18 protein-coding genes are annotated in these 22644 nt (G+C 44.4%); 1 reads left to right on the forward strand and 17 read right to left on the reverse strand.

What is annotated here, in order from left to right; all coding sequences use genetic code 11:
* Positions 1 to 98 precede the first annotated feature (98 nt).
* From AC1TO4_RS04420 to AC1TO4_RS04455, 8 genes are all read right to left on the reverse strand, one after another.
* Entirely contained in the window at positions 99 to 704 is a 606-nt protein-coding gene (locus tag AC1TO4_RS04420) for a thymidine kinase (protein WP_482104328.1), read from the reverse strand.
* A 190-nt stretch (positions 705 to 894) separates the two neighbouring features.
* Positions 895 to 1125, reverse strand: coding sequence for a 50S ribosomal protein L31 (gene rpmE, locus AC1TO4_RS04425; protein WP_482101132.1), 231 nt, complete (start codon positions 1123 to 1125; stop codon positions 895 to 897).
* A gap of 1031 nt (positions 1126 to 2156) precedes the next feature.
* Positions 2157 to 3440, reverse strand: a complete 1284-nt coding sequence (gene rho, locus AC1TO4_RS04430) for a transcription termination factor Rho (RefSeq protein WP_482101133.1) — start codon at positions 3438 to 3440, stop codon at positions 2157 to 2159.
* 165 nt (positions 3441 to 3605) lie between these two features.
* On the reverse strand, positions 3606 to 4571 hold the full coding sequence (gene glpX / locus AC1TO4_RS04435; protein ID WP_482101134.1) for a class II fructose-bisphosphatase: 966 nt from the start codon (positions 4569 to 4571) through the stop codon (positions 3606 to 3608).
* 85 nt (positions 4572 to 4656) lie between these two features.
* Positions 4657 to 5934 carry a UDP-N-acetylglucosamine 1-carboxyvinyltransferase gene (locus tag AC1TO4_RS04440; protein ID WP_482104329.1) on the reverse strand — a complete coding sequence of 426 codons (1278 nt, stop codon included), beginning with the start codon at positions 5932 to 5934 and terminating at the stop codon, positions 4657 to 4659.
* Positions 5935 to 5953: 19 nt separating this feature from the next.
* The gene (gene fsa, locus AC1TO4_RS04445; protein ID WP_482101136.1) at positions 5954 to 6601 is read right to left on the reverse strand and encodes a fructose-6-phosphate aldolase; all 648 of its coding nucleotides are present in this window, start codon (positions 6599 to 6601) and stop codon (positions 5954 to 5956) included.
* Between the two features lie 170 nt (positions 6602 to 6771).
* Complete coding sequence (locus AC1TO4_RS04450) at positions 6772 to 7629, reverse strand: class II fructose-bisphosphate aldolase (RefSeq protein WP_482104330.1); 858 nt, start codon at positions 7627 to 7629, stop codon at positions 6772 to 6774.
* A gap of 150 nt (positions 7630 to 7779) precedes the next feature.
* Positions 7780 to 8139 (reverse strand): response regulator, encoded by a 360-nt coding sequence (locus AC1TO4_RS04455; protein WP_482104331.1) that lies wholly within the window; start codon positions 8137 to 8139, stop codon positions 7780 to 7782.
* A 150-nt stretch (positions 8140 to 8289) separates the two neighbouring features.
* Here AC1TO4_RS04455 and AC1TO4_RS04460 point away from each other — a divergent pair, with 150 nt between their 5' ends.
* Entirely contained in the window at positions 8290 to 8802 is a 513-nt protein-coding gene (locus AC1TO4_RS04460; protein WP_482104382.1) for a DUF2529 family protein, read from the forward strand.
* A gap of 92 nt (positions 8803 to 8894) precedes the next feature.
* Here the strand turns inward: AC1TO4_RS04460 and AC1TO4_RS04465 are convergent, their stop codons facing one another.
* From AC1TO4_RS04465 to AC1TO4_RS04505, 9 genes are all read right to left on the reverse strand, one after another.
* Positions 8895 to 10490, reverse strand: coding sequence for a CTP synthase (locus AC1TO4_RS04465; protein WP_482101139.1), 1596 nt, complete (start codon positions 10488 to 10490; stop codon positions 8895 to 8897).
* 156 nt (positions 10491 to 10646) lie between these two features.
* Positions 10647 to 11225 carry a DNA-directed RNA polymerase subunit delta gene (rpoE, locus tag AC1TO4_RS04470; RefSeq protein ID WP_482104383.1) on the reverse strand — a complete coding sequence of 193 codons (579 nt, stop codon included), beginning with the start codon at positions 11223 to 11225 and terminating at the stop codon, positions 10647 to 10649.
* Between the two features lie 589 nt (positions 11226 to 11814).
* Positions 11815 to 15072: a fused isobutyryl-CoA mutase/GTPase IcmF gene (icmF, locus tag AC1TO4_RS04475; RefSeq protein ID WP_482104332.1), complete on the reverse strand. Its 3258-nt coding sequence runs from the start codon at positions 15070 to 15072 to the stop codon at positions 11815 to 11817.
* Between the two features lie 118 nt (positions 15073 to 15190).
* A complete protein-coding gene (locus tag AC1TO4_RS04480) occupies positions 15191 to 15811 on the reverse strand; it encodes a TetR/AcrR family transcriptional regulator (protein WP_482101141.1) in 621 nt (206 codons plus the stop codon).
* A 19-nt stretch (positions 15812 to 15830) separates the two neighbouring features.
* Complete coding sequence (locus tag AC1TO4_RS04485) at positions 15831 to 16970, reverse strand: acyl-CoA dehydrogenase (RefSeq protein WP_482104333.1); 1140 nt, start codon at positions 16968 to 16970, stop codon at positions 15831 to 15833.
* A 48-nt stretch (positions 16971 to 17018) separates the two neighbouring features.
* Positions 17019 to 18155, reverse strand: coding sequence for an acyl-CoA dehydrogenase (locus tag AC1TO4_RS04490; RefSeq protein WP_482104334.1), 1137 nt, complete (start codon positions 18153 to 18155; stop codon positions 17019 to 17021).
* 31 nt (positions 18156 to 18186) lie between these two features.
* Entirely contained in the window at positions 18187 to 19038 is an 852-nt protein-coding gene (locus AC1TO4_RS04495) for a 3-hydroxybutyryl-CoA dehydrogenase (RefSeq protein ID WP_482104335.1), read from the reverse strand.
* Positions 19039 to 19059: 21 nt separating this feature from the next.
* Positions 19060 to 20256 (reverse strand): acetyl-CoA C-acetyltransferase, encoded by a 1197-nt coding sequence (locus AC1TO4_RS04500; RefSeq protein ID WP_482104336.1) that lies wholly within the window; start codon positions 20254 to 20256, stop codon positions 19060 to 19062.
* A 173-nt stretch (positions 20257 to 20429) separates the two neighbouring features.
* On the reverse strand, positions 20430 to 22580 hold the full coding sequence (locus tag AC1TO4_RS04505) for a (Fe-S)-binding protein (protein ID WP_482104337.1): 2151 nt from the start codon (positions 22578 to 22580) through the stop codon (positions 20430 to 20432).
* Positions 22581 to 22644: the final 64 nt, after the last annotated feature.

Below are 22644 nucleotides of genomic sequence, written 5' to 3' on the forward strand. Positions count from 1 at the left end.
AAATAAAACCGCATTCATCTCCCACCTATGGAAGTGAGAGATGAATGCTGAATAAAGATAAAAGCCCGCCCGATACTACCGGACGGGCATACTCGCTATTATCCTTTTACAATCGCTGCAGCTGTAACACCATTTGGTACTTCGTGGTGTTGGCGACATCTTGGCTCGTACGCTTCCGAAGCTCCCACCAGAATGACAGGATCGTCGTAGCCGGCGGGCGTGCCGTTGATGAGACGCTGGGTTCTACTGGAAGGCGAACCACATACCGTGCAAACCGCTTGCAGTTTGGTCACGTGTTCAGCAACTGCCATTAGACGCGGCATTGGTCCGAATGGTTCACCGCGGAAATCCTGGTCGAGTCCGGCAACAATGACGCGGAATCCTCGATCAGCCAATCCCATTACCAAGTCAACGATTCCTTCGTCGAAAAATTGTGCTTCATCGATAGCAATCACATCGTAGTCATCTGAGACGAACTCTTTGATGTGGTTTGAGTCGGCAACGGGGTTCGCGATGACAGTTGTCCCATCATGGCTGACAACCGCTTCTTCACTATAGCGGTCATCGATTTCCGGTTTGAATACTGCTATTTTCTGTTTGGCGAATTGCGATCTTCTTATGCGCCTTATGAGTTCCTCGGATTTCCCTGAGAACATGCTGCCGCAAATCACTTCAATCCAACCACCTTGCATAGTTACGTACATGTGAATCTCCTTCCGGTTTTGCATCTATGTAGTGCTTACTAAAATGTCTTTGGACTATTTATCATACCCTAAAAGAAGTTCAACTTGACGTCTTTTTTTAACGTTGGGATGTGTTAGAGGATTTTAATATGTTTTTCTCAAAAGAAATACCCGCCCGGCGCATGTGCACCTGACGGGTATTGAGCAGATCTTACTCTTGGCCTTCTTCTTCGCGGCCTTCTTCTTTGAGACCATATTTTTTGTTGAAGCGGTCGACACGTCCGTCCGCTTGAGCAAATTTCTGGCGTCCAGTGTAGAATGGGTGGCATTCATTACAAACTTCAATGCGGATATCTTCTCTTACAGAACCTGTTTCAAATGTGTTACCACATGAACAAGTAACAGTTGCTACTTTATAAGCTGGGTGAATTGCTGCTTTCATCAATCTCTCTCCTTTCGCCCTGAACCATCTGGAACAGAGTTGTATTATAAGACTGATGCCTTACGCGGCCCGTGTTCGTCAACCGCATATGCACGCAGATATTATTTAAGTTACCTCAGATATTATAACAAGTTTATTTTGTAGATGCAACTATTTTAATTAACGAAGAGATCCCATTGAATTTGCTTCTCATAATACATAGAATGAAATAGATATCCTGCTATTACCGCTACGGCGCTTTGTGGATGCCTCCCGCGAGGAAGCCAAGTAGAAGACCGCTACTCGTCTTCTCGCTTCGGCTACCACGAAGTCGCGCCTTCGCTGGATAGTCTATATAAGAAAGCGTATTTCGTTATCGGGGATGAAATCTTTTGCAACTTGTAGTCCCATAAATCGATAGAATGCATTAAAAAAACAGTCCCAATAGATGGAGATAATTAGAAATCCTCTAATACCGCTTCGGCGCTTTGTGGATGCCTCCCGCGAGGAAGCCAAGTAGAAGACCACTACTCGTCTTCTCGCTTCGGCTACCACGAAGTCGCACCTGCGCTGGTTGGTCATATAAGAAAGCACAGTTCATTATCTAGGATTAGATCTACAACCTATAGTGCCATTTATCAAGAGAATATGATCAATATGCTTCCCATATTTTGGAAATGGGCAAACCTTAAAAGCGGGGGTAGCGCCCGAAATTGTATCTTCGGGCGCATTGAAAATGGATAGAGAAGAATCTATTCTTTCATTATAAAAAACAAGCGCACTTTTCCTTTGACCATTATCAGGGAGCGACAGACAAATAACGGTAACAGGATTACCGAAAAGAGCGCCAAACTTAGTGACGAAGTCACTAAGTTTGGCGCTTGTTTTGACGGTAATTGTGTAGCGTTATCTTTGTCCAAAGCGAACCGATAAAAGGTCAACGGAAGTCCGCTACTCACTCTCTCGTCTTTTCGCTTCGGATACTACATAAAAAGCGCATACGCTCACATTATAATGCACTTACTTGTTCAACTAATATTAGCTTAATTCGTTTATAACAGCCCTTTGCCGTTGCGGTGGGCTTTCATCTCATCATTGAGCTTATCGAAGAATTCTTCGTTTGTTTTTGTGAGACGTAGTTTTTTCAAGAAGCGCTCTGCGAAGTCGTGCGAATCGGAAAATGTTTTCCGAATGGCCCATAACTTTTCAAGCTGGTCTGCAGGAATGAGTAACTCCTCTTTCCGTGTACCTGAGCGACGAATATCAAGTGCCGGGAAGATGCGTCGTTCTGCAAGATGGCGATCCAGATGTAATTCCATATTACCCGTCCCTTTGAATTCTTCATAAATGACTTCATCCATACGTGAACCTGTGTCGATTAAAGCCGTCGCAAGAATCGTTAGACTGCCGCCTTCTTCCAAGTTTCGAGCTGCCCCGAAAAATCGTTTTGGTCGATGAAAAGCAGCCGGATCAATACCACCGGACAGTGTACGTCCGCTTGACGGAATGACAAGGTTATACGCTCGTGCAAGTCGTGTAATGGAATCCATTAGGATGATAACGTCTCTTTTATGTTCTACGAGTCTCATAGCTCGTTCCAATACTAGTTCCGCAACTTTAACATGATTTTCCGGTAATTCATCGAATGTGGAACTGACGACATCCGCCTTAACGGAACGTTCGATGTCAGTCACTTCTTCCGGTCTTTCATCGATGAGCAGGACAATCAGTTCAGCATCGGGATGATTTAATGTAATAGAATTTGCAATTTCTTTCAATAACAATGTTTTTCCGGCTTTTGGCGGAGCGGCAATTAATCCACGCTGACCGAAACCGACCGGTGAAATTAAATCCATAATACGTGTCGACAGCTTCAAAGGATCCACTTCAAGCTTAATATGACGGTCCGGATAGAGCGGTGTCAGTGCTGGGAAGTGCACCCGTTCACGCGCAACTTCAGGATCTTCACCGTTGACCGCTTCCACTTGCAAGAGGCCGTAGTAGCGTTCCGATTCTTTTGGTGGTCGGACTTTCCCACTCACTTTATCTCCGTTTCTGAGATCGAAACGACGGATTTGTGAAGCGGATATATAAATGTCTTCAGAACTCGGTGAATAGTTAATTGGGCGAAGGAAGCCATAGCCTTCCGACTGGATGATTTCGAGGACACCTTCCATGAAAAAGTACCCTTCTTGTTCAGCTCTTGATTTCAATATAGCAAAAATAAGTTCTTTTTTTGTCAATTTGCTGTAATAAGCAATTTTATATTCTTTTGCGAGGGCATATAACTCTTTTAAAGTCATATTTTCCAACGCTGATATTGTTAACACTGTCATATTCGGCACCACTCTTTACGTTAATGGGTTTAATTTTGAGGTTAAATAAGGAAGGGTAATTACAATAATAATTCCAAGGGTTCACTTTGAAAGGACTTGGATATATATATAGGCACTCCCTATGTAAGCGAAAATGCCCGGCATGTGGCCGGGCGATGAGCTCCATCAGTCTTGCATGACAAGCAGAGGTTTTTTCTCCATACTGTGACGACCTTCAACGAAACGAATTGTACCTGATTTTGAACGCATGACAAGTGAATGCGTTTCACTATATCCGCCTTTGAATTGTACGCCGCGAAGAAGTTCTCCGTCGGTTACACCCGTAGCAGCGAATATCGCGTCATCACCTTTGACAAGGTCATCCATGTAAAGCACTTTGTCGACGTCAATCCCCATTTTGAGGCAACGTTCGCGTTCAGCGTCGTTCGAAGGAACGAGACGACCTTGAATTTCTCCGCCGAGGCATTTTAATCCGACTGCAGCGATAACGCCTTCCGGTGCACCGCCCAGTCCGAATAGAATGTCCACGCCAGTTTCATCGAATGCTGTATTAATGGCAGCTGCAACGTCACCGTCATTGATGAGTTTAATGCGAGCGCCCGCGGCACGAATTTCTTCGATAATTGCTGCATGACGTTCTCTGTCCAGAACTGTTGCGACAACGTCACCGATGTCTTTATTTTTAGCTTTGGCTACTGCCATAAGGTTTTCCGTCACGGTAGCGTCAATACTGACTTTCCCAACAGATTCCCGTCCGACAGCGATTTTGTCCATATACATATCTGGTGCATTCAAAAGATTTCCTTTATCCGCAATTGCAATGACTGCTAACGCGTTCCAGCCGCCTGCTGCGACAATATTCGTGCCTTCTAGAGGATCTACTGCAACGTCCACTTCTGGACCCACACCAGTACCCAGTTTTTCACCAATGTATAACATTGGTGCTTCGTCCATTTCGCCTTCACCAATCACGACAATACCTTGCATCGGAATTGTGTCGAAAACAGTACGCATTGCTGTTGTTGCAGCGTCGTCCGCTTCGTTTTTCAAACCGCGTCCCATCCAGCGTGAAGCTGAAACTGCCGCCGCTTCTGTGACTCGAACTAATTCCATCGATAAACTGCGTTCCATTTATGTTCCCCCTGATGGACGGTTTCAACCGTCATTATTGCCATTCTGATTAATTATAGCATATTTATTTTTTAAACTTACTAGCTCATTCTCTAACGACGGCTTCCTCCGAAACCGATGTTTTACGAATATCGGCACCGATTCCCTGAAGTTTTTCTATAAGCGAACCGTATCCACGCTCGATATGTTGGATTTCCTGAACTTCTGTTACTCCGTCGGCAATAAGTCCTGCAATAACAAGTGCAGCGCCAGCTCGTAGATCGGACGCGCTGACAGTTGCCGCTTGGAGTGGCGTCGGTCCAGCAAGTATAGCTGAACGTCCTTCGACACGAGAATCAGCATTCATCCTGCGAAGTTCGTCAATATGTTTAAATCTGGCAGAATAAACCGTATCCGTAATGACTGAAGGTCCAGCTGCTTGTGTGAGCAACACGGAAAACGGCTGTTGAAGATCCGTCGGAAAACCTGGATAGACAAGTGTTTTTACATCCACTGCCTGTAGATTCCTCGATTTCGGAATGAAAATCTGTTCTTCACCTTCGACAACGTCGACACCCATTTCCCGTAGTTTCGCTGTAAGCGCCTCGACATGGAAAGGTATGACATTCTCTATAGTTACGCCATCGCCTGCTGCAGCCGCCAAAATCATGAAAGTTCCCGCTTCAATACGATCTGGAATGATGGTATGTCGCGTTCCGTGGAGTTTTTCCACACCATCAATTCGAATGACATTTGTCCCGGCACCTTTTATTTTAGCACCCATATTGGAAAGTAGTGTAGCTACGTCAACAATTTCAGGCTCTTTCGCTGCATTTTCGATTGTCGTGCGACCTGTCGCAAGAACCGCTGCAAGCATAATATTAATCGTAGCGCCTACGCTGCTGACGTCTAGATAGATTTTTGCGCCCCGCAATTCTTCCGCACGTAAATATATCGCACCATGTTCGTTTGTCACTTTTGCACCAAGCGCTTCAAAACCTTTAATATGCTGATCAATGGGTCGGGGTCCTAAAAAACAACCGCCTGGAAGTCCGATGACTGCGTGTTTGAATCGGCCTAGCATTGCACCCATCAAATAGTAGGAAGCACGAAGTTTTTTTACATTACCGTTTGGAAGCGGCATTGCTATCATTTCTGTCGGATCAATCGTCATTGTCCCTTTATCGAAATTAACTTTTCCGCCGATGTCTTCCAGTAATGCTTGAAGCGTTGCAACATCCGATATTTCGGGCAACCCTTCGATTGTTACGATAGAATCAGCCAGTATGGAGGCCGGGATAAGTGCAACTGCACTGTTTTTGGCGCCGCTCACTTTTATGGTTCCTTGCAATGGTTTGCCGCCTGTTACTTTATAAACGTCCATATTACTCTCCTTTGGTGAGTCACTTATTCTTTCTAGTTTCCCAGTCCGCAAGAAAAGCTTCGATCCCTTTATCTGTGAGTGGGTGCTTGAAAAGTTGTGTCAACACATTGAAAGGTGTCGTTGCAATATCGGCACCGCTTAGCGCGGCATCCGTAATGTGTTGCGGACTGCGGATTGACGCAGCGATGATTTCTGTTTTTATGTTATGGATTGTGAATATGTCTGCAATCGTAGAGACTAAAGCCATACCATCCTGTCCTATATCGTCAAGTCTGCCGAGGAACGGAGAAACATATGTTGCTCCCGCACGTGCAGCAAGAAGCGCTTGGTTTGCACTGAAGATTAGCGTAACGTTCGTTTTGATGCCTTCTTGTGAAAAGACCGAACACGCTTTCAGTCCTTCAGGTGTCATCGGTAATTTCACCGTGATGTTCGGGGCGATTTTTGCTAATTCGCGACCTTCCCTAATCATACCTTCTGCGTCAAGTGCGATCACTTCCGCACTTACTGAACCAGGGACAAGTGCTGAAATTTCTCGCAATCTGTCATGGAATGGTACGTCTTCTTTTGCAACGAGTGAAGGATTCGTCGTAACGCCGGACAAAATGCCCCAACTATGTGCTTCTTTTATTTCATCAAAGTTTGCTGTATCTATGAAAAACTTCATGAATGAATTCCCCCTTGGTGTTTGTGGTTTTGCTTGGAGTGCTGTAGTGCGGGTGGTGCTTGTGGAAGGCTCTTTTCGCTAGCGAAAAAGCCCTGAAAAAGCCATATGCTTTGAAAATAAGGAGATGCATCATTGCAGATGCTTCTCCTCTTTGTTTTAGTGTTATGTGGTTACGCTTTTTGCGAGCTGCCGAATTCGCGCATTTTGCCGATGACCGTTTTTTTGATGGCATCCCGCATTGGCGTTAAGAATTTACGTGGGTCGTATACTTCAGCATCTGCCGTAAGTTTTTCACGGATCGCTTTTGTACCTTGGATTTGATTTTCCGTATTGACGTTAATTTTTGCCGTTCCAAGTGACACAGCGCGTTGAATGTCATGTAGCGGAATCCCTGTTCCACCGTGGAGCACTAGTGGTAAATCAGATTGCTTCGAAATTTCTTCCATTTCCTCGAAACCAAGGTTTGGTTCGCCTTTATAAGGTCCATGAACGGACCCTAATGCTGGCGCAAGACAATCAATTCCTGTCTTATCGACAAGCTCTTTACATTCTGCAGGATCTGCATAGATGACGCCATCCGCGATGATATCGTCTTCCTGGCCACCGACTACGCCCAGCTCTGCTTCTACAGAAACGCCGCGTTCATGAGCAAAATCAACTACTCTTTTCGTAATTTCAATATTTTCAGCTAGCGATTTTGATGAAGCGTCAATCATGACAGAAGTAAACCCAGCTTCAATCGCTTCTTTACATTTTTCAAAACTCGAACCATGATCGAGATGAATAGCGACTGGAACAGTAACTTGATAATCATGCATCAGGCCTTTTACCATATGTACAACAGTCGTGAAGCCGCCCATATAACGTGCTGCACCTTCAGATACACCAAGAATAACCGGTGATTGTTCTTCCTGCGCTGCTTGTAAAATGGCTTGCGTATATTCAAGGTTGTTCAAATTGAACTGACCTATTGCATATCCTTCTTTTTTGCCTTTAATCATCATTTCTTTCATGGAAACAAGTGACATGTGAATTCCTCCTCAGGTTATGGAAAGCTATTTTCTTTTCAGCCTGCTCTTATGAATTAGCTCTGTTAGAACGAATTATGTGTATGTTTATACCTTATATACCTCTATTATCATAACAAAAACAGACAGTGTTTACCACTGTCTGTTTTGTCAACTTCCAAAAACTGCATTTACCGCATCACGGACTTCGTAAATATCGAATGGCTTTGTAAAATATTTAACTGCTCCCGTTTTCAGCGCATCTTCCGTCAATTCAATTTCCCCGTATGCGGTCATCATGATAACTGGAATTTCTGGCCAGCCCAATTTTATCCTTTTTAATACTTCCAGCCCATCAATTCCTGGCATTTTCATATCAAGCAGGACACAGTCTGGAACTTCTAACTCCACTTCACGTAGTGCCTCCATACCATTTGCGGCGAGTACTGTCTTAAAACCTTCTCGGCTAAAAACTTCATCAAGCAGAAGCCGAATCCCTTTTTGATCATCTACGATTAAAAGTTTTTTCAATTATCACTCCTACTTTCTAAGTAGCTATTTATAACTGTTATTAATAACTATTTGACATATAAGTATAATATCCTTCTTTTAAGTCGAATTATTGTAATTTGCTTTCCATCCACATAATTCTATAATGGGATGGAGGTGTTCATATTGAAAATGTTAACAACACAAATTAGTGGGCTTCTCCAGCGCATTGCCGGAAACGGTGAAGCGTCAATTGAAGAGACTGCACGTCTTCTTGCGCAAGCGACAATTGGAGAAGGCCGCATAATTATTGCGGGATTTGGTGAAATGACTGCTGTTATTGAAACCGCAATTCATGGTGCAGAACCACTACACGGTGCCGTTTCTTACGATAATGAGATGGGCATTGGAAAAGCTGATAGATTTTGGCTATTAACGCGTTCTGCGTCGGATGCAAAAGCGCTTGAGTTGGCACGCTTTCTCGCAGAACGATTCATCCCGTTCGCAGTTCTCGCTGCAGAAAAGGCCGGTATTGGCAACGAACTCGATGATTTAGCCTATACGTATATATCGACTGGTCTAACACGAGGCCTGCTACCCGGTGATAATGGAGAGCGAATCGTTCAACCTCACGCGCTAGCTGCCTTGTTTGTTTACGAAGCTGTGAAGCTCGCTTATGACGAAATGATTTCGGATGAAGATTGACTGATAAAAAAGCGGCACATTGACGTAATTTCAGTCGATGTGCCGCTTTTTTGGTTTTGTAGATGAGCAGATTCATTTTCTTACCTAATTCCTTACTCTTTTCCAGCAATTACCGCTTTAACGAATTCGCGGAATAACGGTTGGGGACGTGTTGGGCGTGATGCAAATTCCGGATGGAAAGAGACGCCGATGAAGAACGGGTGGTCCTTCAATTCGATAATTTCAACAAGCCGATCATTTGGGCTGATACCCGAAATAATCATACCTGCTTCTTCGAATTGCTCGCGGAATTCATTGTTAAATTCATAACGGTGACGGTGACGTTCGTAAATCAACTCTTCGCCGTATGCACCACTCGCTTTTGTACCTTCTTTCAATTTACACGGATAGGCACCTAAACGGAAATAATCTTCCGCAATCCCATTGCTCTCAGCCGGGCTTTCGAAAATTTGATTTTTGGTCTCTTTATCGAATTCAACAGAATGAGCGTTTTCAATCCCCATTACATTGCGTGCATATTCAACTGCAGCCAATTGCATGCCTAGGCTGATTCCGAAGAAAGGCACATTATGTGTACGCGCATATGTGATTGCTTCAATTTTGCCATCGATTCCGCGATTGCCAAATCCTCCAGGTACAAGAATCCCGTCGACATCTGATAATATTTCATTTGCATTTTCTGCTGTAACTTCTTCAGAATTAATCCATTTCATTTCAATATCCGTGTCAAAGTCATAACCTGCATGGCGAAGTGCTTCAACTGCAGAGATATACGCATCCTGCATTTCAACATATTTCCCAACAAGTCCAATACGGATTTTTTTCGAAAGGGATTTCACTTTACGAACCAATGCTTCAATCTCTGTCATATCCGGTTCTTTCGTCTCAAGCTCAAGGAAGTCAACTACGATTTTATCCATATTTTGTTCGTGCAAACGCAGAGGAACTTCATAAAGCGATTCAGCATCAAGGGCTTCAATAACTTCTTCCGGTTTGATGCTGGCAAACAATGCAATTTTGTCTTTCATATCTTTCGGTACCGGGTGTTCACTGCGAACTACGATTAAATTCGGTTGGATACCTAGACTTCTTAGTTCTTTAACACTGTGTTGTGTTGGTTTCGACTTCATTTCTCCAGCCGCATGCAAGTAAGGAATGAGTGTGTTATGGATGTACATAACATCACTTTTACCAAGATCTGTCTTCATCTGACGGATGGCTTCTAAATATGGAAGCGATTCGATGTCGCCGACGCTACCGCCAATCTCTGTGATGACGACGTCTGCATTTGTCTCTTTTCCTGCACGTATAAGCAAGCCTTTTATTTCATTTGTAATATGGGGAATAACTTGGACAGTTGCTCCATTATAATCACCACGGCGTTCTTTTTTTAGTACGGATGAATAGACTTTCCCCATCGTAACGTTTGAGAATTTGTTCAATTTAATGTCGATGAAGCGTTCATAATGGCCAAGATCCAGATCCGTTTCCGCCCCGTCTTCTGTCACAAAAACCTCACCGTGCTGCAAAGGACTCATCATCCTAGGGTCAACATTAATGTATGGATCGAATTTCTGAATTGTAACTTGAAGTCCCCGACTTTTCAACAAACGACCAAGTGATGCTGCGTTAATGCCTTTACCAAGTGACGAGACTACGCCGCCGGTTACAAAAATAAATTTAGTCATGTGCAATTCCTCCATTTTTCTCTTTACTTACTAAAAAAATAAAAAAGCGCCCCATCTGTAGACAATAATCTACAGGAGGAGCGCATATATACTGATTCTTGTCCTTTTAAGGAGCCCAGTAAAATCTTATAGTTTCGGAAGCGTGAAGTCAAGTAATTATTCCTCTTCTTCTTCTTCTTCCTCTTCTTCATCATCAAGTTCTACATCATCGGGAATGATTTCAAGGTCATCATCAGGTTCGAGAAGGTCCACTTCAATTTCAACGACCTCTTCATCTTCTTCATCGTCGTCGTCGTCATCGTCGTCATCATCGTCATCGTCGTCGTCTTCGAGCAGTTCATCGAATTCTTCGTCGAACAACTCATCCTCGTCGTCTTCGTCCTCAATGATATCCTCATCTTCAAGCACAACTTTTTTCTTTTTCTTCTTCTTGCGTACTTTTACGACTGGAGCTGTTTCTACTTCTATCTGATCGACCGGATACCATTCACGTAATCCCCAGCGATTATCATTGATGGCAAGGAATCTTCCGTCAATATTCATGTCCGTGTAGAACTGTTGCAACTTTGTTCTCATTGCACGTTCTGTTACACCGTTCAGTTTACGGACTGCGTCCATCAGCTGAAGTAATGTAAGCGGCTCTTTTCTTTCAGCCAAAACTGCATATGCGATGTCTATCATTGATTCTTCAAACAGTTGATCTTTTGTCATTTCACGGATATTCAATAAACACACGTCCTTTCTATAAAGCAAAACTTCAATTAGCGGGATAAAAACAAACATACTTATCATTATAAACAATACCGTACGGAATATGCTACAATCTTTTACTCTTTTTAAAGTATAGGATTTCTTTCACACAAATAAACCCCAAATATACTCCAGTAAGTAAGAATGGGATGGCTCCTAATCCTTTATCATACAGAAAAAAGATAAGAGTGACAAGGATGACTATGATTATTACATGGTGATACATTTTCATCCCTGCACCCCTTCCAGCCATTCTACCCATTATACGTGGAAATAACAGCCAATATCCATTAAAACGAAAAGTTTTTAGAATGTGTGCAGGTATTAATGCTTAATATGACAAGAAAATCCGTGCTAACCGAAGTTTGCACGGATTTGTGTCTGCTTTAGACCTACAGGTTGTAAATTATGAAGTGTTCCTTTGTTGGCCAGCTGCAGCGGCCAGCCTCTCGGGTCGCTTCAGCTTATCTGATAAAGGCAAAGGACGCCTTTTTCAGATAACCCTCCAGTAGGGCGGGATTGAACTCCATCCCGCCTACCTGTCGAGGCTTAACGGCCGCTTCCGCTTTTCGTATTACATATTCCTTCTATATTGTCCGCCTACTTCGTAGAGGGCGTTTGTGATTTGGCCTAGGCTTGCTACTCTTACTGAGTCCATAAGTTGTTCGAAGATGTTGCCGCCTGAGACTGCTACTTCTTTTAGTTTTTGTAAGGCTGCTTCGGTTTGGTCTTCGTGTTTTGTTTTGAATGCACGTAAGTTGATGATTTGTGTTTCTTTTTCTTGTTGTGTGGCACGTGCGATTTCCATGTTGTCGACGTCTTCTGAAGATGGTGGGTTCGGGTTCAGGTAGGTGTTGACGCCGATGATTGGCAATTCTCCTGAATGTTTTTTCATTTCATAGTGCATGGATTCTTCTTGAATTTTACCGCGTTGGTATTGTGTTTCCATTGAACCGAGCACGCCGCCGCGGTCGTTGAGGCTTTCGAATTCCTGTAGAACCATTTCTTCGACGAGGTCCGTCAATTCTTCGACGATGAATGCCCCTTGGAGCGGGTTTTCGTTTTTGGATAGACCGTGTTCGCTTGTAATGATCATTTGAATTGCCATTGCACGACGGACTGATTCTTCCGTTGGTGTTGTAATTGCTTCGTCGTAAGCATTCGTGTGTAGCGAGTTACAGTTGTCCTGCAGAGCCATAAGTGCTTGTAACGTAGTACGGATATCGTTAAAATCAATTTCCTGTGCGTGCAAGCTGCGCCCGGATGTTTGGACATGGTACTTCAACTTTTGGCTACGTTCGTTTGCGCCGTATTTCTCGCGCATTGCCACAGCCCAAATGCGGCGAGCAACTCGGCCGATTACCGTGTATTCCGGATCGAGTCCGTTCGAGAAGAAGAACGACAAGTTCGGAGCAAAATCATCGATATTCATGCCGCGGCTCAAGTAATATTCCACGTACGTGAAGCCGTTTGATAAAGTGAAAGCCAATTGTGAAATGGGATTCGCGCCTGCTTCAGCAATATGGTAACCCGAAATCGATACCGAGTAATAGTTACGCACTTTTTGGTCGATGAAGTACTGTTGGATATCCCCCATCATACGCAGTGCAAATTCAGTCGAAAAGATACATGTATTCTGTCCTTGGTCCTCTTTCAGAATATCTGCTTGGACCGTACCGCGCACGGCTTGCAGTGTTCCCTCTTTGACCTCTGTAAACTCTTCAACTGTCAAAGCACGACCAAGTTTTTCCTCATTGATGCGCACTTGCTGATCAATAGCCGTATTCATGAACATTGCTAGAATGATAGGGGCTGGACCATTGATGGTCATCGAAACGGATGTTGCCGGTGCGCACAAGTCAAACCCTTCATATAGCTTTTTCATGTCTTCAAGTGTACAGACACTGACACCCGATTCCCCGACTTTACCGTAAATATCCGGGCGTTCATCTGGGTCTTCTCCGTACAATGTCACGGAGTCGAATGCTGTTGATAGGCGCTTTGCATCGTCATCTTTTGATAAATAGTGAAAACGACGGTTCGTCCGTTCAGGCGTTCCTTCTCCTGCGAATTGACGTTTTGGATCTTCCCCTTCACGTTTGAACGGGAATACGCCTGCTGTATAGGGATACGATCCCGGAACGTTCTCTGCATACACCCAACGAAGAATTTCCCCATAATCCTTGAATTTCGGCAATGCGACTTTCGGTATTTTCAATCCAGAAAGGCTCGTTGTCGTCAAAGCGGTACGCAGTTCTTTATCGCGCACTTTTGTGATGAATTCATCACCCGCATAGGCTTCTTTCAACTTTTCCCAGTTTGCTAGAATACGTTTCGATTCCGCCGTCAATTCTTCCTTAATGCCCTCCGCAAGTGTTTGCAGCGAAGTTACGAGTGCATCATCCGGTGCCTGTTCGTTGACCGTTTGAATGGCTCCTTCAAGCTGGAAGAGTTTGCGAGCCAGTGTTTCCTGCACGATGGACTTTTTATGGTAACCGCGGACTGTATCGGAAATTTCCCGTAAGTATTGCTGACGATCGTTCGGTATGATTACATTTTGTTTTTGTGTTTTTACAAATTGTCCATACGAAGTTTCCCAGTCAAGATCACATTTTTCATTCAGCACATTTACAAGTGCCGCGAAAAGCGAATTCGTCCCTTTATCATTGAACTGGCTAGCGATTGTGCCATAGACCGGCATTGTATCTAAGTTTTTATCCCAGAGAAGATGGCTGCGCTGATACTGTTTTTGCACTTGGCGCAGTGCATCTTCAGAGCCTTTACGTTCGAATTTATTGATGACGATGAGGTCCGCGAAGTCAATCATGTCAATCTTTTCAAGTTGTGTCGGCGCGCCGAATTCACTTGTCATAACATACATCGAAGCATCGGATACTTCTGTAATTTCTGCATCGCCTTGACCTATTCCGCTTGTTTCAATCACGATCAGGTCGAATCCGGCTGTTTTGACGATGTCTAATACATCTTTAATGGCACCGGAAAGTTCCGTACGAGAACCGCGTGTCGCAAGACTTCTCATGAATACACGTTTGTTGAAGATGGCATTCATGCGAATTCGGTCCCCTAACAAAGCACCACCCGTTTTCTGTTTCGTCGGGTCGATGGATAGAATCGCTACTTTTTTCTCAGGCAGTTCGTGGAGGAAGCGGCGAATGAGCTCGTCAGTTAACGAACTTTTCCCTGCCCCACCCGTTCCTGTAATTCCGAGAATCGGTGTATTTTTAGATAGCGTACGTGCTTTTTCAAGAACGGCAGTCGCTTGCGGATCGTTTTTACCGTACATTTCTTCCGCATAAGTAATTAAATTCGCAAGTATTTCCGGCTGACTAGCACTAACTTTTTCAAGATTTTCCATTTCGTTATCTGTTTCTGTAAGGAAATCACATTGTTCCATCATCCGGTTAATCATCCCTTGTAGGCCCATTTTGCGCCCGTCTTCCGGTGAAAAGATCCATGTGATGCCATAATCATGCAGCTCTTTAATTTCCTTCGGGATAATTACTCCGCCGCCACCTGCGTAAATGTGGATGTGCGGAGCCCCTTTTTCCTGAAGAAGATCATACATGTATTTGAAGTATTCAACGTGCCCCCCCTGGTACGATGACATTGCGATTGCTTGGACGTCTTCCTGAATTGCGGCATTGACCACTTCTTCAACAGAGCGATTGTGACCCAGGTGAATGACCTCAGCTCCGCTTGCTTGTAAAATGCGACGCATAATATTAATGGATGCATCATGTCCATCGAAAAGACTCGACGCTGTAACGAACCGGATATGGTGTTTCGGCTTGTAAATCTCAACTGTTTCCATATATAGAACACCCCTTCTGATATAGGTGCCAGGTACTCAAACAATTCGAGGTTCATGAATTTAGTAAGTTTCTGGCGCCTTATGAACATTCAACCATTTAGATTGTCGTTTTTTTAATCTATCCCCCGATTAACCCTTTGAAAAGCTGATCCGTTTGAACGCGGATATAATCTTCTATTTTATAGTTTTTTTGCAAAGCCCATCTGCGGAATGCCCACATCTGACCTTGAACGACGATATGATGTGCTGCAATTCCGATTTCTTCTTCAGCAATGCGCAGTTCCCCCGACTTTGCACATGCCTGCAGAAGATTTTCGAACAAGGCGGCCATTTCCATTTCTTTCGTTAAGACGTATTGCAAGGCATCTTTTGGCAACGATTTCGTTTCTTGGTACATGACAACGAATTCATCCGACATATCGTCTATCAAATGGAAATACTGATCAATGGCCACTTTTAGACCTTCCACAGTTCCTTCCTTAATAGGCAGGGCGGATAGGCGATCGTGCACTTCGTTATAAATGCTGTCGCAAACTAGATAGAGCACATCTTCTTTTGTACGGATGTATTCATAAAGCGTTCCGATGCTGAACCCCGCCGCTTTCGCGATTTCACGGGTCGTTGCTCGATGGAACCCTTTCTCTTTAAATAGTTTCACCGCACCATGGATCATCTGTTCACGCCGTTTTTCAATCAAACTTTCATCTTTGACAGACGATTTCACTTCTCTTTTGTTCATCCTAATACTCCTCCCTAGCTTATTTAGTTAGCATACGGGAGATGACGAGACGCTGAATTTCTTGCGTTCCTTCGTAAATCTGCGTAATTTTCGCATCACGCATGTATCGCTCAACCGGATAATCTTTTGTATAACCATAGCCACCGAATACTTGAACAGCATCTGTCGTAACTTTCATCGCTGTATCTCCAGCCATCAATTTCGCCATTGCAGACGCTTTGCCGTACGGTAAATCGTTCGACTCAAGCCAAGCCGCCTGGTAAGTCAACAGTCTCGAAGCTTCTGTTGCTGTCGCCATGTCTGCCAATTTAAAGCCGATGCCTTGGTTTGCTGCAATCGGTTTACCGAACTGAACGCGTTCTTTTGCATAGTCAACGGATGCATCAAGTGCACCTTGTGCAATTCCAACTGCTTGTGCAGCGATTCCGTTACGACCGCCATCAAGTGTTTTCATCGCGATGATGAAGCCCTGTCCTTCTTCGCCAAGAAGGTTTTCTTTTGGTACGCGGCAATTGTCAAACATAATTTCAGTTGTAGGCGATGAACGAATTCCGAGTTTGCGCTCTTTTTTCCCAACTGAGAAGCCTGGGAAGTCTTTTTCTACGATAAATGCGCTTGTGCCTTTATGTTTTGAATCTGGGTCAGTGACCGCGAAGACGATGTATATGTCTGCAATTCCGCCGTTTGTGATGAAGATTTTAGAGCCATTCAAGACATAGTCGTCCCCGTCTCGTTTTGCAGAAGTGCGCATGGCGCCTGCATCAGAACCCGAACTTGGTTCAGTTAAGCCGTATGCGCCCATTTTCGTACCTTCTGCCATTGGACGAAGGTATTGCTGTTTCTGTTCTTCCGTACCGTATTTGAATACAGGCCAGCCTGCAAGTGATGTATGTGCGGAAAGTGTAACTCCTGTTGAAGCACAGACGCGTGACAATTCTTCTACAGCGATACAATAAGCAAGGAAGTCACTGCCAATGCCGCCGTATTCTTCCGGCCAAGGAATACCTGTCAGGCCGAGTTCAGCCATTTTCTTGAAGATATCCATGTCAAAACGTTCTTCTTCATCGCGTTCAGCTGCAGTTGGTGCAACTTCTTTTTCTGCGAAATCGCGGACCATTTTGCGAATCATTTCGTGTTCCTCGGATAATTTAAAGTTCATTGGGTTTCCCACCTTATTTGGTATTTTGTGTTGGCGTGTTTTTATGAGTTACTTCATCAAATGTTTGCTAATGACAATGCGTTGAATTTCGCTTGTACCTTCATAGATTTCCGTCACTTTTGCATCACGGAAATAACGTTCGACTGGATAATCTTCAGTATAACCGTAGCCACCAAACACTTGGACCGCTTCAATCGAGCCTTCCACTGCCGCTCGTGATGCGAACAATTTAGCCATCGATGCTTCTTTTCCGCAAGGCAGTCCTTCTGCGCGCAGTTGTGCAGCCCGGTATACGAGCAATTTCGCCGCTTCGACTGCAGTGGCCATGTCTGCTAGTTTGAATCCTACGCCCTGTTGAGCGGCAATTGGTTTACCGAATTGGACGCGTTGTTTCGCGTAATCTGTTGCTGCTTCAAGTGCCGCTTCAGCGATTCCAAGTGCTTGCGCCGCAATACCGATGCGACCCACGTCAAGATTCGCCATCGCAATTTTGAATCCTTCGCCTTCTACGCCCAATAGGTTTTCCGCAGGAACTTTCATTTGATCAAACGACAACTCTACTGTTCGTGATCCGTGAAGCCCCATTTTTCGTTCATCTTTCCCAATTACGAGACCCGGAGTGTCTTTGTCAACGATGAACGCGGATATTCCGTACGTCCCTTTTGTTGGATCTGTCGTTGCGAAAACGATGTAGACATCTGCTTCTCCACCGTTTGTAATGAACATTTTAGACCCGTTTAAGACGTAGTGGTCCTCTTTTTTGACGGCGCGTGTTTTAAGGGATCCCGCATCAGAACCGGAAGAAGCTTCTGTCAGACAGAATGCACCAAGGTATTCGCCGCTCGCTAGTTTAGGAAGGTAACGACTTTTTTGTTCGTCGTTACCGAAATAGATAATCGGATTTGTGCCGACTGAAGTATGAACGGAAAGAATAACACCCACAACCGCGCTGACTTTCGATAGTTCATGGATAGCGCTAATATACGAGATGAAATCCATGCCCGCTCCCCCGTATTCTTCAGGAACGGTAATGCCCATTAAACCGAGACCGCCCATTTTCTTCAAGATTTCACGTGGAAATTCCCCAGCTTCCATACGTGGAATGAACGGTTCAATTTCGGTTTTCGCAAAGTTTATTACCATGTCGCGCATCATCTGCTGTTCTTCGGTGAATGATAAATCCATTATAATTTCCCCTTTATATTGAAGGCATTAGTTATTCGTAAACGTAGAATCCTCGGCCTGATTTCTTCCCTAGCCATCCTGCTTTAACATACTTTCTAAGTAGCGGACATGGGCGATATTTTGAGTCGCCGAATCCTTCGTGCAAAGTTTCCATAATATACAGGCATGTGTCAAGTCCGATGAAATCTGCTAGTTGTAGCGGCCCCATTGGGTGATTCATGCCAAGTTTCATCACTTCGTCAATTGCTTCTTCAGTTGCAACGCCTTCATAGAGCGTGTAAATTGCTTCGTTAATCATCGGCATAAGTATGCGGTTTGCGACAAACCCAGGAAAGTCATTCACTTCAACTGGTGTTTTTGATAATTTCACGGTCATTTCTTCGACTGCTTTGTATACTTCGTCAGCTGTTGCCAGACCCCGTATGATTTCAACAAGTTTCATAACAGGAACTGGATTCATGAAGTGCATGCCAATCACTTGTTCCGGACGTTTTGTCGCCGCCGCAATTTCAGTGATTGGAAGAGATGATGTATTGGATGCGAGGATCGCATGTTGCGGTGCAATTTCATCCAACTTTTCAAAAATCGACTTTTTAATGGCCATGTTTTCAACAGCTGCTTCGATGACAATATCAACGTCTGAGGCGTCTTGTAGATCGAGTGATTTTGTGATGCGTCCTAGGACTTCAGATTTTTCATCTTCCGTCATACGTCCTTTTTCAACGTTGCGTGAAAGGTTTTTCGTAATGACCGCAAGTCCTTTAACATAGGATTCTTCTTTGATATCATTCAATTTCACGTCGAAGCCCGCTTGTGCACAAACTTGAGCAATGCCTCCGCCCATCTGTCCTGCTCCGATAACCATTATCTTTTTAATAGCCATTTGGTCGATTCCTCCTCCGTATTATTCTGATTTAGCTACTTCAATCATGATCGCGTCGCCTTGGCCTCCGCCTGAACAAATCGCTGCGATACCAATGCCGCCGCCTTGACGTTTCAATTCATGTGCAAGTGTCAGGATAATACGCGCTCCACTCGCTCCGATTGGATGACCTAGCGCAACCGCCCCGCCGTTGACGTTTACTTTTTCAGGATCTAACTCCGCAATTTTCGTACTTGCTAGCGCAACTGCTGCAAATGCTTCATTTATTTCAAAAAGCTTTATGTCTTCTAGTTTCTTACCTGTTTTTTCAAGTAATGCATTGATGACAAGTCCAGGTGTTTGCGGGAAGTTTTCCGGTTCAATGGCAACTTCTGCATGGCCGATAATTGTCGCAAGAGGTGTTTTCCCTTCTTTTAGGGCACGCTCTTCATTCATCAGAATCAGTGCACATGCACCGTCGTTAACGCCAGGTGCGTTTCCTGCCGTGATGGTACCGTCCTTACCAAATACCGGACGCAATTTCGCGAGTGATTCAAGAGATGTCGTACGGCGTGGTGCTTCATCCGTATCAACTAAAACGGGCTCGCCTTTACGCTGCGGGACCTCTACGGGAATGATTTCTTTTGCGAACAAGCCCGAATCAATTGCTTTAAGTGCACGTTCATGACTGCGCAGTGACCACGCATCTTGTGCTTCGCGCGTCAAAGCGAATTCTTCTGCTGTCGCATTGCCGTACGTGCCCATATGGACGCGCTTAGGTGAGAATGAACAAGAAAGTCCATCGTAAATCAAACCGTCAATCAGTTCTGCATCGCCCATTTTCAGTCCGTATCGTGCTTTTGGTAAGTAATAAGGGGCGCAAGACATCGATTCCATTCCACCTGCAACAATTACTTCTTCGTCCCCCAGACGAATTAACTGATCGCCAAGTGTTACGCTTCGCATGCCCGATGCACAAACTTTGTTAATGGTTTCCGTTTTCACAGACCATGGCAGTCCTGCCTTCGTCGCAGCTTGTCTTGATGGAATTTGTCCTTGCCCCGCTTGTAATACTGTTCCAATAATCACTTCACCGATTTCTTCCGGTTTTACATCCACGCGGCTCAATGCCCCTTTGATGGCAATACCCCCGAGATCACTTGCTGTCATCGATTTTAATGCTCCGCCTAACTTTGTAAATGGCGTACGTGCCCCGCTCAAGATAACTGTTCTTCCCATTCCCTTATCGCCCCTTTTTGGTGTAGCCGCTTTCATTTTTCATTTACATCGAACGACTGAACGCTCGCTCGGTTAATATTCAAGAAAAAAGGAGTGTTTCCACTCCTTTTTATTGGTAATTCATAGTTAGTATTCTATTAATTGTACGACAGTATTGTCTGTTGCGCAATGATTTATTGCAAAATTGACTCTACATCTTCTGCTAGAACAGGACTCCAGTTTTCACCGAAAATGGAACGCTCCAGCAATTCAGCGATGTCGTACGTACCGACCGTTTCTTCGACTTCTTTTGCTTTCGTTCCGTCTGATAGCATTGTCAGGCAGTAAGGGCAGCCTGACGAAATGATTCCCGGACTCACTTCAAGCGCTTGTTCAGTTCGGGCAACGTTAATGCGGTGGCCTGAATCTTCTTCCATCCACATTAGTCCTCCACCCGCTCCACAGCACATGCCGTCTTCGCGATTACGCTTCATCTCAACAAGCTCAACTCCTGGAATCGCTTTGAGAATTTCACGCGGCGGATCATAGACGTCGTTGTATCTACCCAGATAACATGAATCATGGAATGTGATTGTTTCATTGATGGCATGTTCCGGCTTCAATTTCCCTTGAACCACAAGTTCGTACAGCATTTCTGTATGATGGACGACTTCCGCTTTAAATCCGAAGTCCGGGTATTCGTTTTTAAAAATATTGTACGCATGCGGGTCAATCGTAACAATTTTTGTGACGCCCGCTTTTTCGAACTCATCAATGTTGGATGTAGCCAGTTCTTGGAATAAAAACTCATTCCCAAGACGACGCGGCGTATCTCCCGAGTTCTTTTCTTTATTGCCCAGAATAGCGAACTTGATGCCTGCTTCGTTCATGAGATGTACAAAGGATAAGGCGATCTTTTGTGAACGATTGTCGAATGAACCCATCGAGCCTACCCAAAACAGGTACTCGAATTCTCCACCCGCTTTCTTCAATTCTTTAACCGTTGGAATTTGAAGATCTGGACGTGCATCTCTCCAGTTTTCTTTTTCTTTCCGGTTCAGCCCCCAAGGATTTCCTTGACGTTCGATGTTTGTCATCGCGCGTTGTGCATCCGGGTCCATTTTCCCTTCTGTCATCACAAGGTAACGGCGAAGGTCGATGATTTTATCAACGTGCTCATTCATAACTGGACATTGGTCTTCACAGTTACGGCAAGTTGTACATGCCCAGATTTCCTCTTCAGTGATAATATCGCCGATTAGGGACGGGTTATAGATATCGTCCATTGTTGCGCCTTCAAGTCCGGCTGCAAATGCAATCTGGTTACCTTTTGTTTTGTTGAATGCGAGCGCTGGCACCCACGGATTCTTCTTCGTGACAAGTGCACCCGTATTGGTCAAGTTATCACGAAGTTTTGTGATCAAGTCCATCGGGGACAGCATTTTACCAGTCCCTGTCGCTGGACACATATTCGTACAGCGTCCACATTCGACGCAAGCGTATAAGTCAATCATTTGCAGCTGTGTGAAGTCAGTGATTTTCCCTACTCCAAGCGGCGGCATTTCTTCTCCTTCTTCCACATTTTCCAATGCTTCGAAGTCGATTGGCTTTAATCTGCCCGCATGGTCAAGACGGTGAAAATAAACGTTGGCAGGCCCTGCAATCAAGTGCGCGTGTTTCGATTGCGGCACATAGACAAGGAATGTTAGTAAGATTAATAGATGAATCCACCAAGCAATAAAGAATATGACGGCTGCCCCAGTTTCCGGCATGAAGCTGAAAATCATGGCAATCGCAGATGCAATTGGTTCAGTCCATGACGCTGCATGTCCTTGCCAAATCATGTTCATACCGTTTGCAAGTAACGTCGAAACCATAAGCCCCCCAATGAAAATCAGAACAAGTCCCGATTTCCATCCGCGTTTCAGACGAACTAGTTTCTCAATATAACGGCGATGGAATGCCCACACAACCGCAACGAGAATCGTTAATGCAACGATTTCTTGGAAAAATGTAAAAGCAGGATAAAGTGGACCGAATGGTAAGTGAGATCCCGGCTTTAACCCTTTCCAGATTAGATCGATGGCCCCGAATTGTACGAGTAAAAACCCGTAGAAAAACATGAGGTGGATCGCTCCACTTTTTTTATCTTTTAATAGTTTCTTTTGTCCGAAAACGTACACCCAGATTTTACGTAGACGTTCGGAGACATTATTATCAAATTCTTCTTTCTTCCCCAGTTTGATAAATTGAATCCGTGTTCGAATTAAATGTGTGAACAGTGCAAGCGCATAGGCCACGACTGCGAGAAACAGAATCCAATTGGCAATAAGCAATGGATGCATATATTCTCCCCCCCTTAAATTGTTTGAATATTATAGACAGTGTAGTCGAAAATAGTATTCTTGT

The organism is Sporosarcina sp. Y838 (assembly GCF_056786515.1).

Bases quoted from the DNA above. Each gene is read 5' to 3' on its own strand.
- rpmE (WP_482101132.1), bottom strand. From the start codon at position 1,125: ATGAAAGCAGCAATTCACCCAGCTTATAAAGTAGCAACTGTTACTTGT.
- AC1TO4_RS04440 (WP_482104329.1), bottom strand. From the start codon at position 5,934: ATGGACGTTTATAAAGTAACAGGCGGCAAACCATTGCAAGGAACCATA.
- AC1TO4_RS04460 (WP_482104382.1), top strand. From the start codon at position 8,290: ATGTTAACAACACAAATTAGTGGGCTTCTCCAGCGCATTGCCGGAAAC.
- AC1TO4_RS04480 (WP_482101141.1), bottom strand. From the start codon at position 15,811: ATGAACAAAAGAGAAGTGAAATCGTCTGTCAAAGATGAAAGTTTGATT.
- AC1TO4_RS04500 (WP_482104336.1), bottom strand. From the start codon at position 20,256: ATGGGAAGAACAGTTATCTTGAGCGGGGCACGTACGCCATTTACAAAG.
- fsa (WP_482101136.1), bottom strand. From the start codon at position 6,601: ATGAAGTTTTTCATAGATACAGCAAACTTTGATGAAATAAAAGAAGCA.
- rho (WP_482101133.1), bottom strand. From the start codon at position 3,440: ATGACAGTGTTAACAATATCAGCGTTGGAAAATATGACTTTAAAAGAG.
- AC1TO4_RS04495 (WP_482104335.1), bottom strand. From the start codon at position 19,038: ATGGCTATTAAAAAGATAATGGTTATCGGAGCAGGACAGATGGGCGGA.
- icmF (WP_482104332.1), bottom strand. From the start codon at position 15,072: ATGGAAACAGTTGAGATTTACAAGCCGAAACACCATATCCGGTTCGTT.
- AC1TO4_RS04420 (WP_482104328.1), bottom strand. From the start codon at position 704: ATGTACGTAACTATGCAAGGTGGTTGGATTGAAGTGATTTGCGGCAGC.
- AC1TO4_RS04450 (WP_482104330.1), bottom strand. From the start codon at position 7,629: ATGTCACTTGTTTCCATGAAAGAAATGATGATTAAAGGCAAAAAAGAA.
- glpX (WP_482101134.1), bottom strand. From the start codon at position 4,571: ATGGAACGCAGTTTATCGATGGAATTAGTTCGAGTCACAGAAGCGGCG.
- AC1TO4_RS04465 (WP_482101139.1), bottom strand. From the start codon at position 10,490: ATGACTAAATTTATTTTTGTAACCGGCGGCGTAGTCTCGTCACTTGGT.
- AC1TO4_RS04485 (WP_482104333.1), bottom strand. From the start codon at position 16,970: ATGAACTTTAAATTATCCGAGGAACACGAAATGATTCGCAAAATGGTC.
- AC1TO4_RS04490 (WP_482104334.1), bottom strand. From the start codon at position 18,155: ATGGATTTATCATTCACCGAAGAACAGCAGATGATGCGCGACATGGTA.
- AC1TO4_RS04505 (WP_482104337.1), bottom strand. From the start codon at position 22,580: ATGCATCCATTGCTTATTGCCAATTGGATTCTGTTTCTCGCAGTCGTG.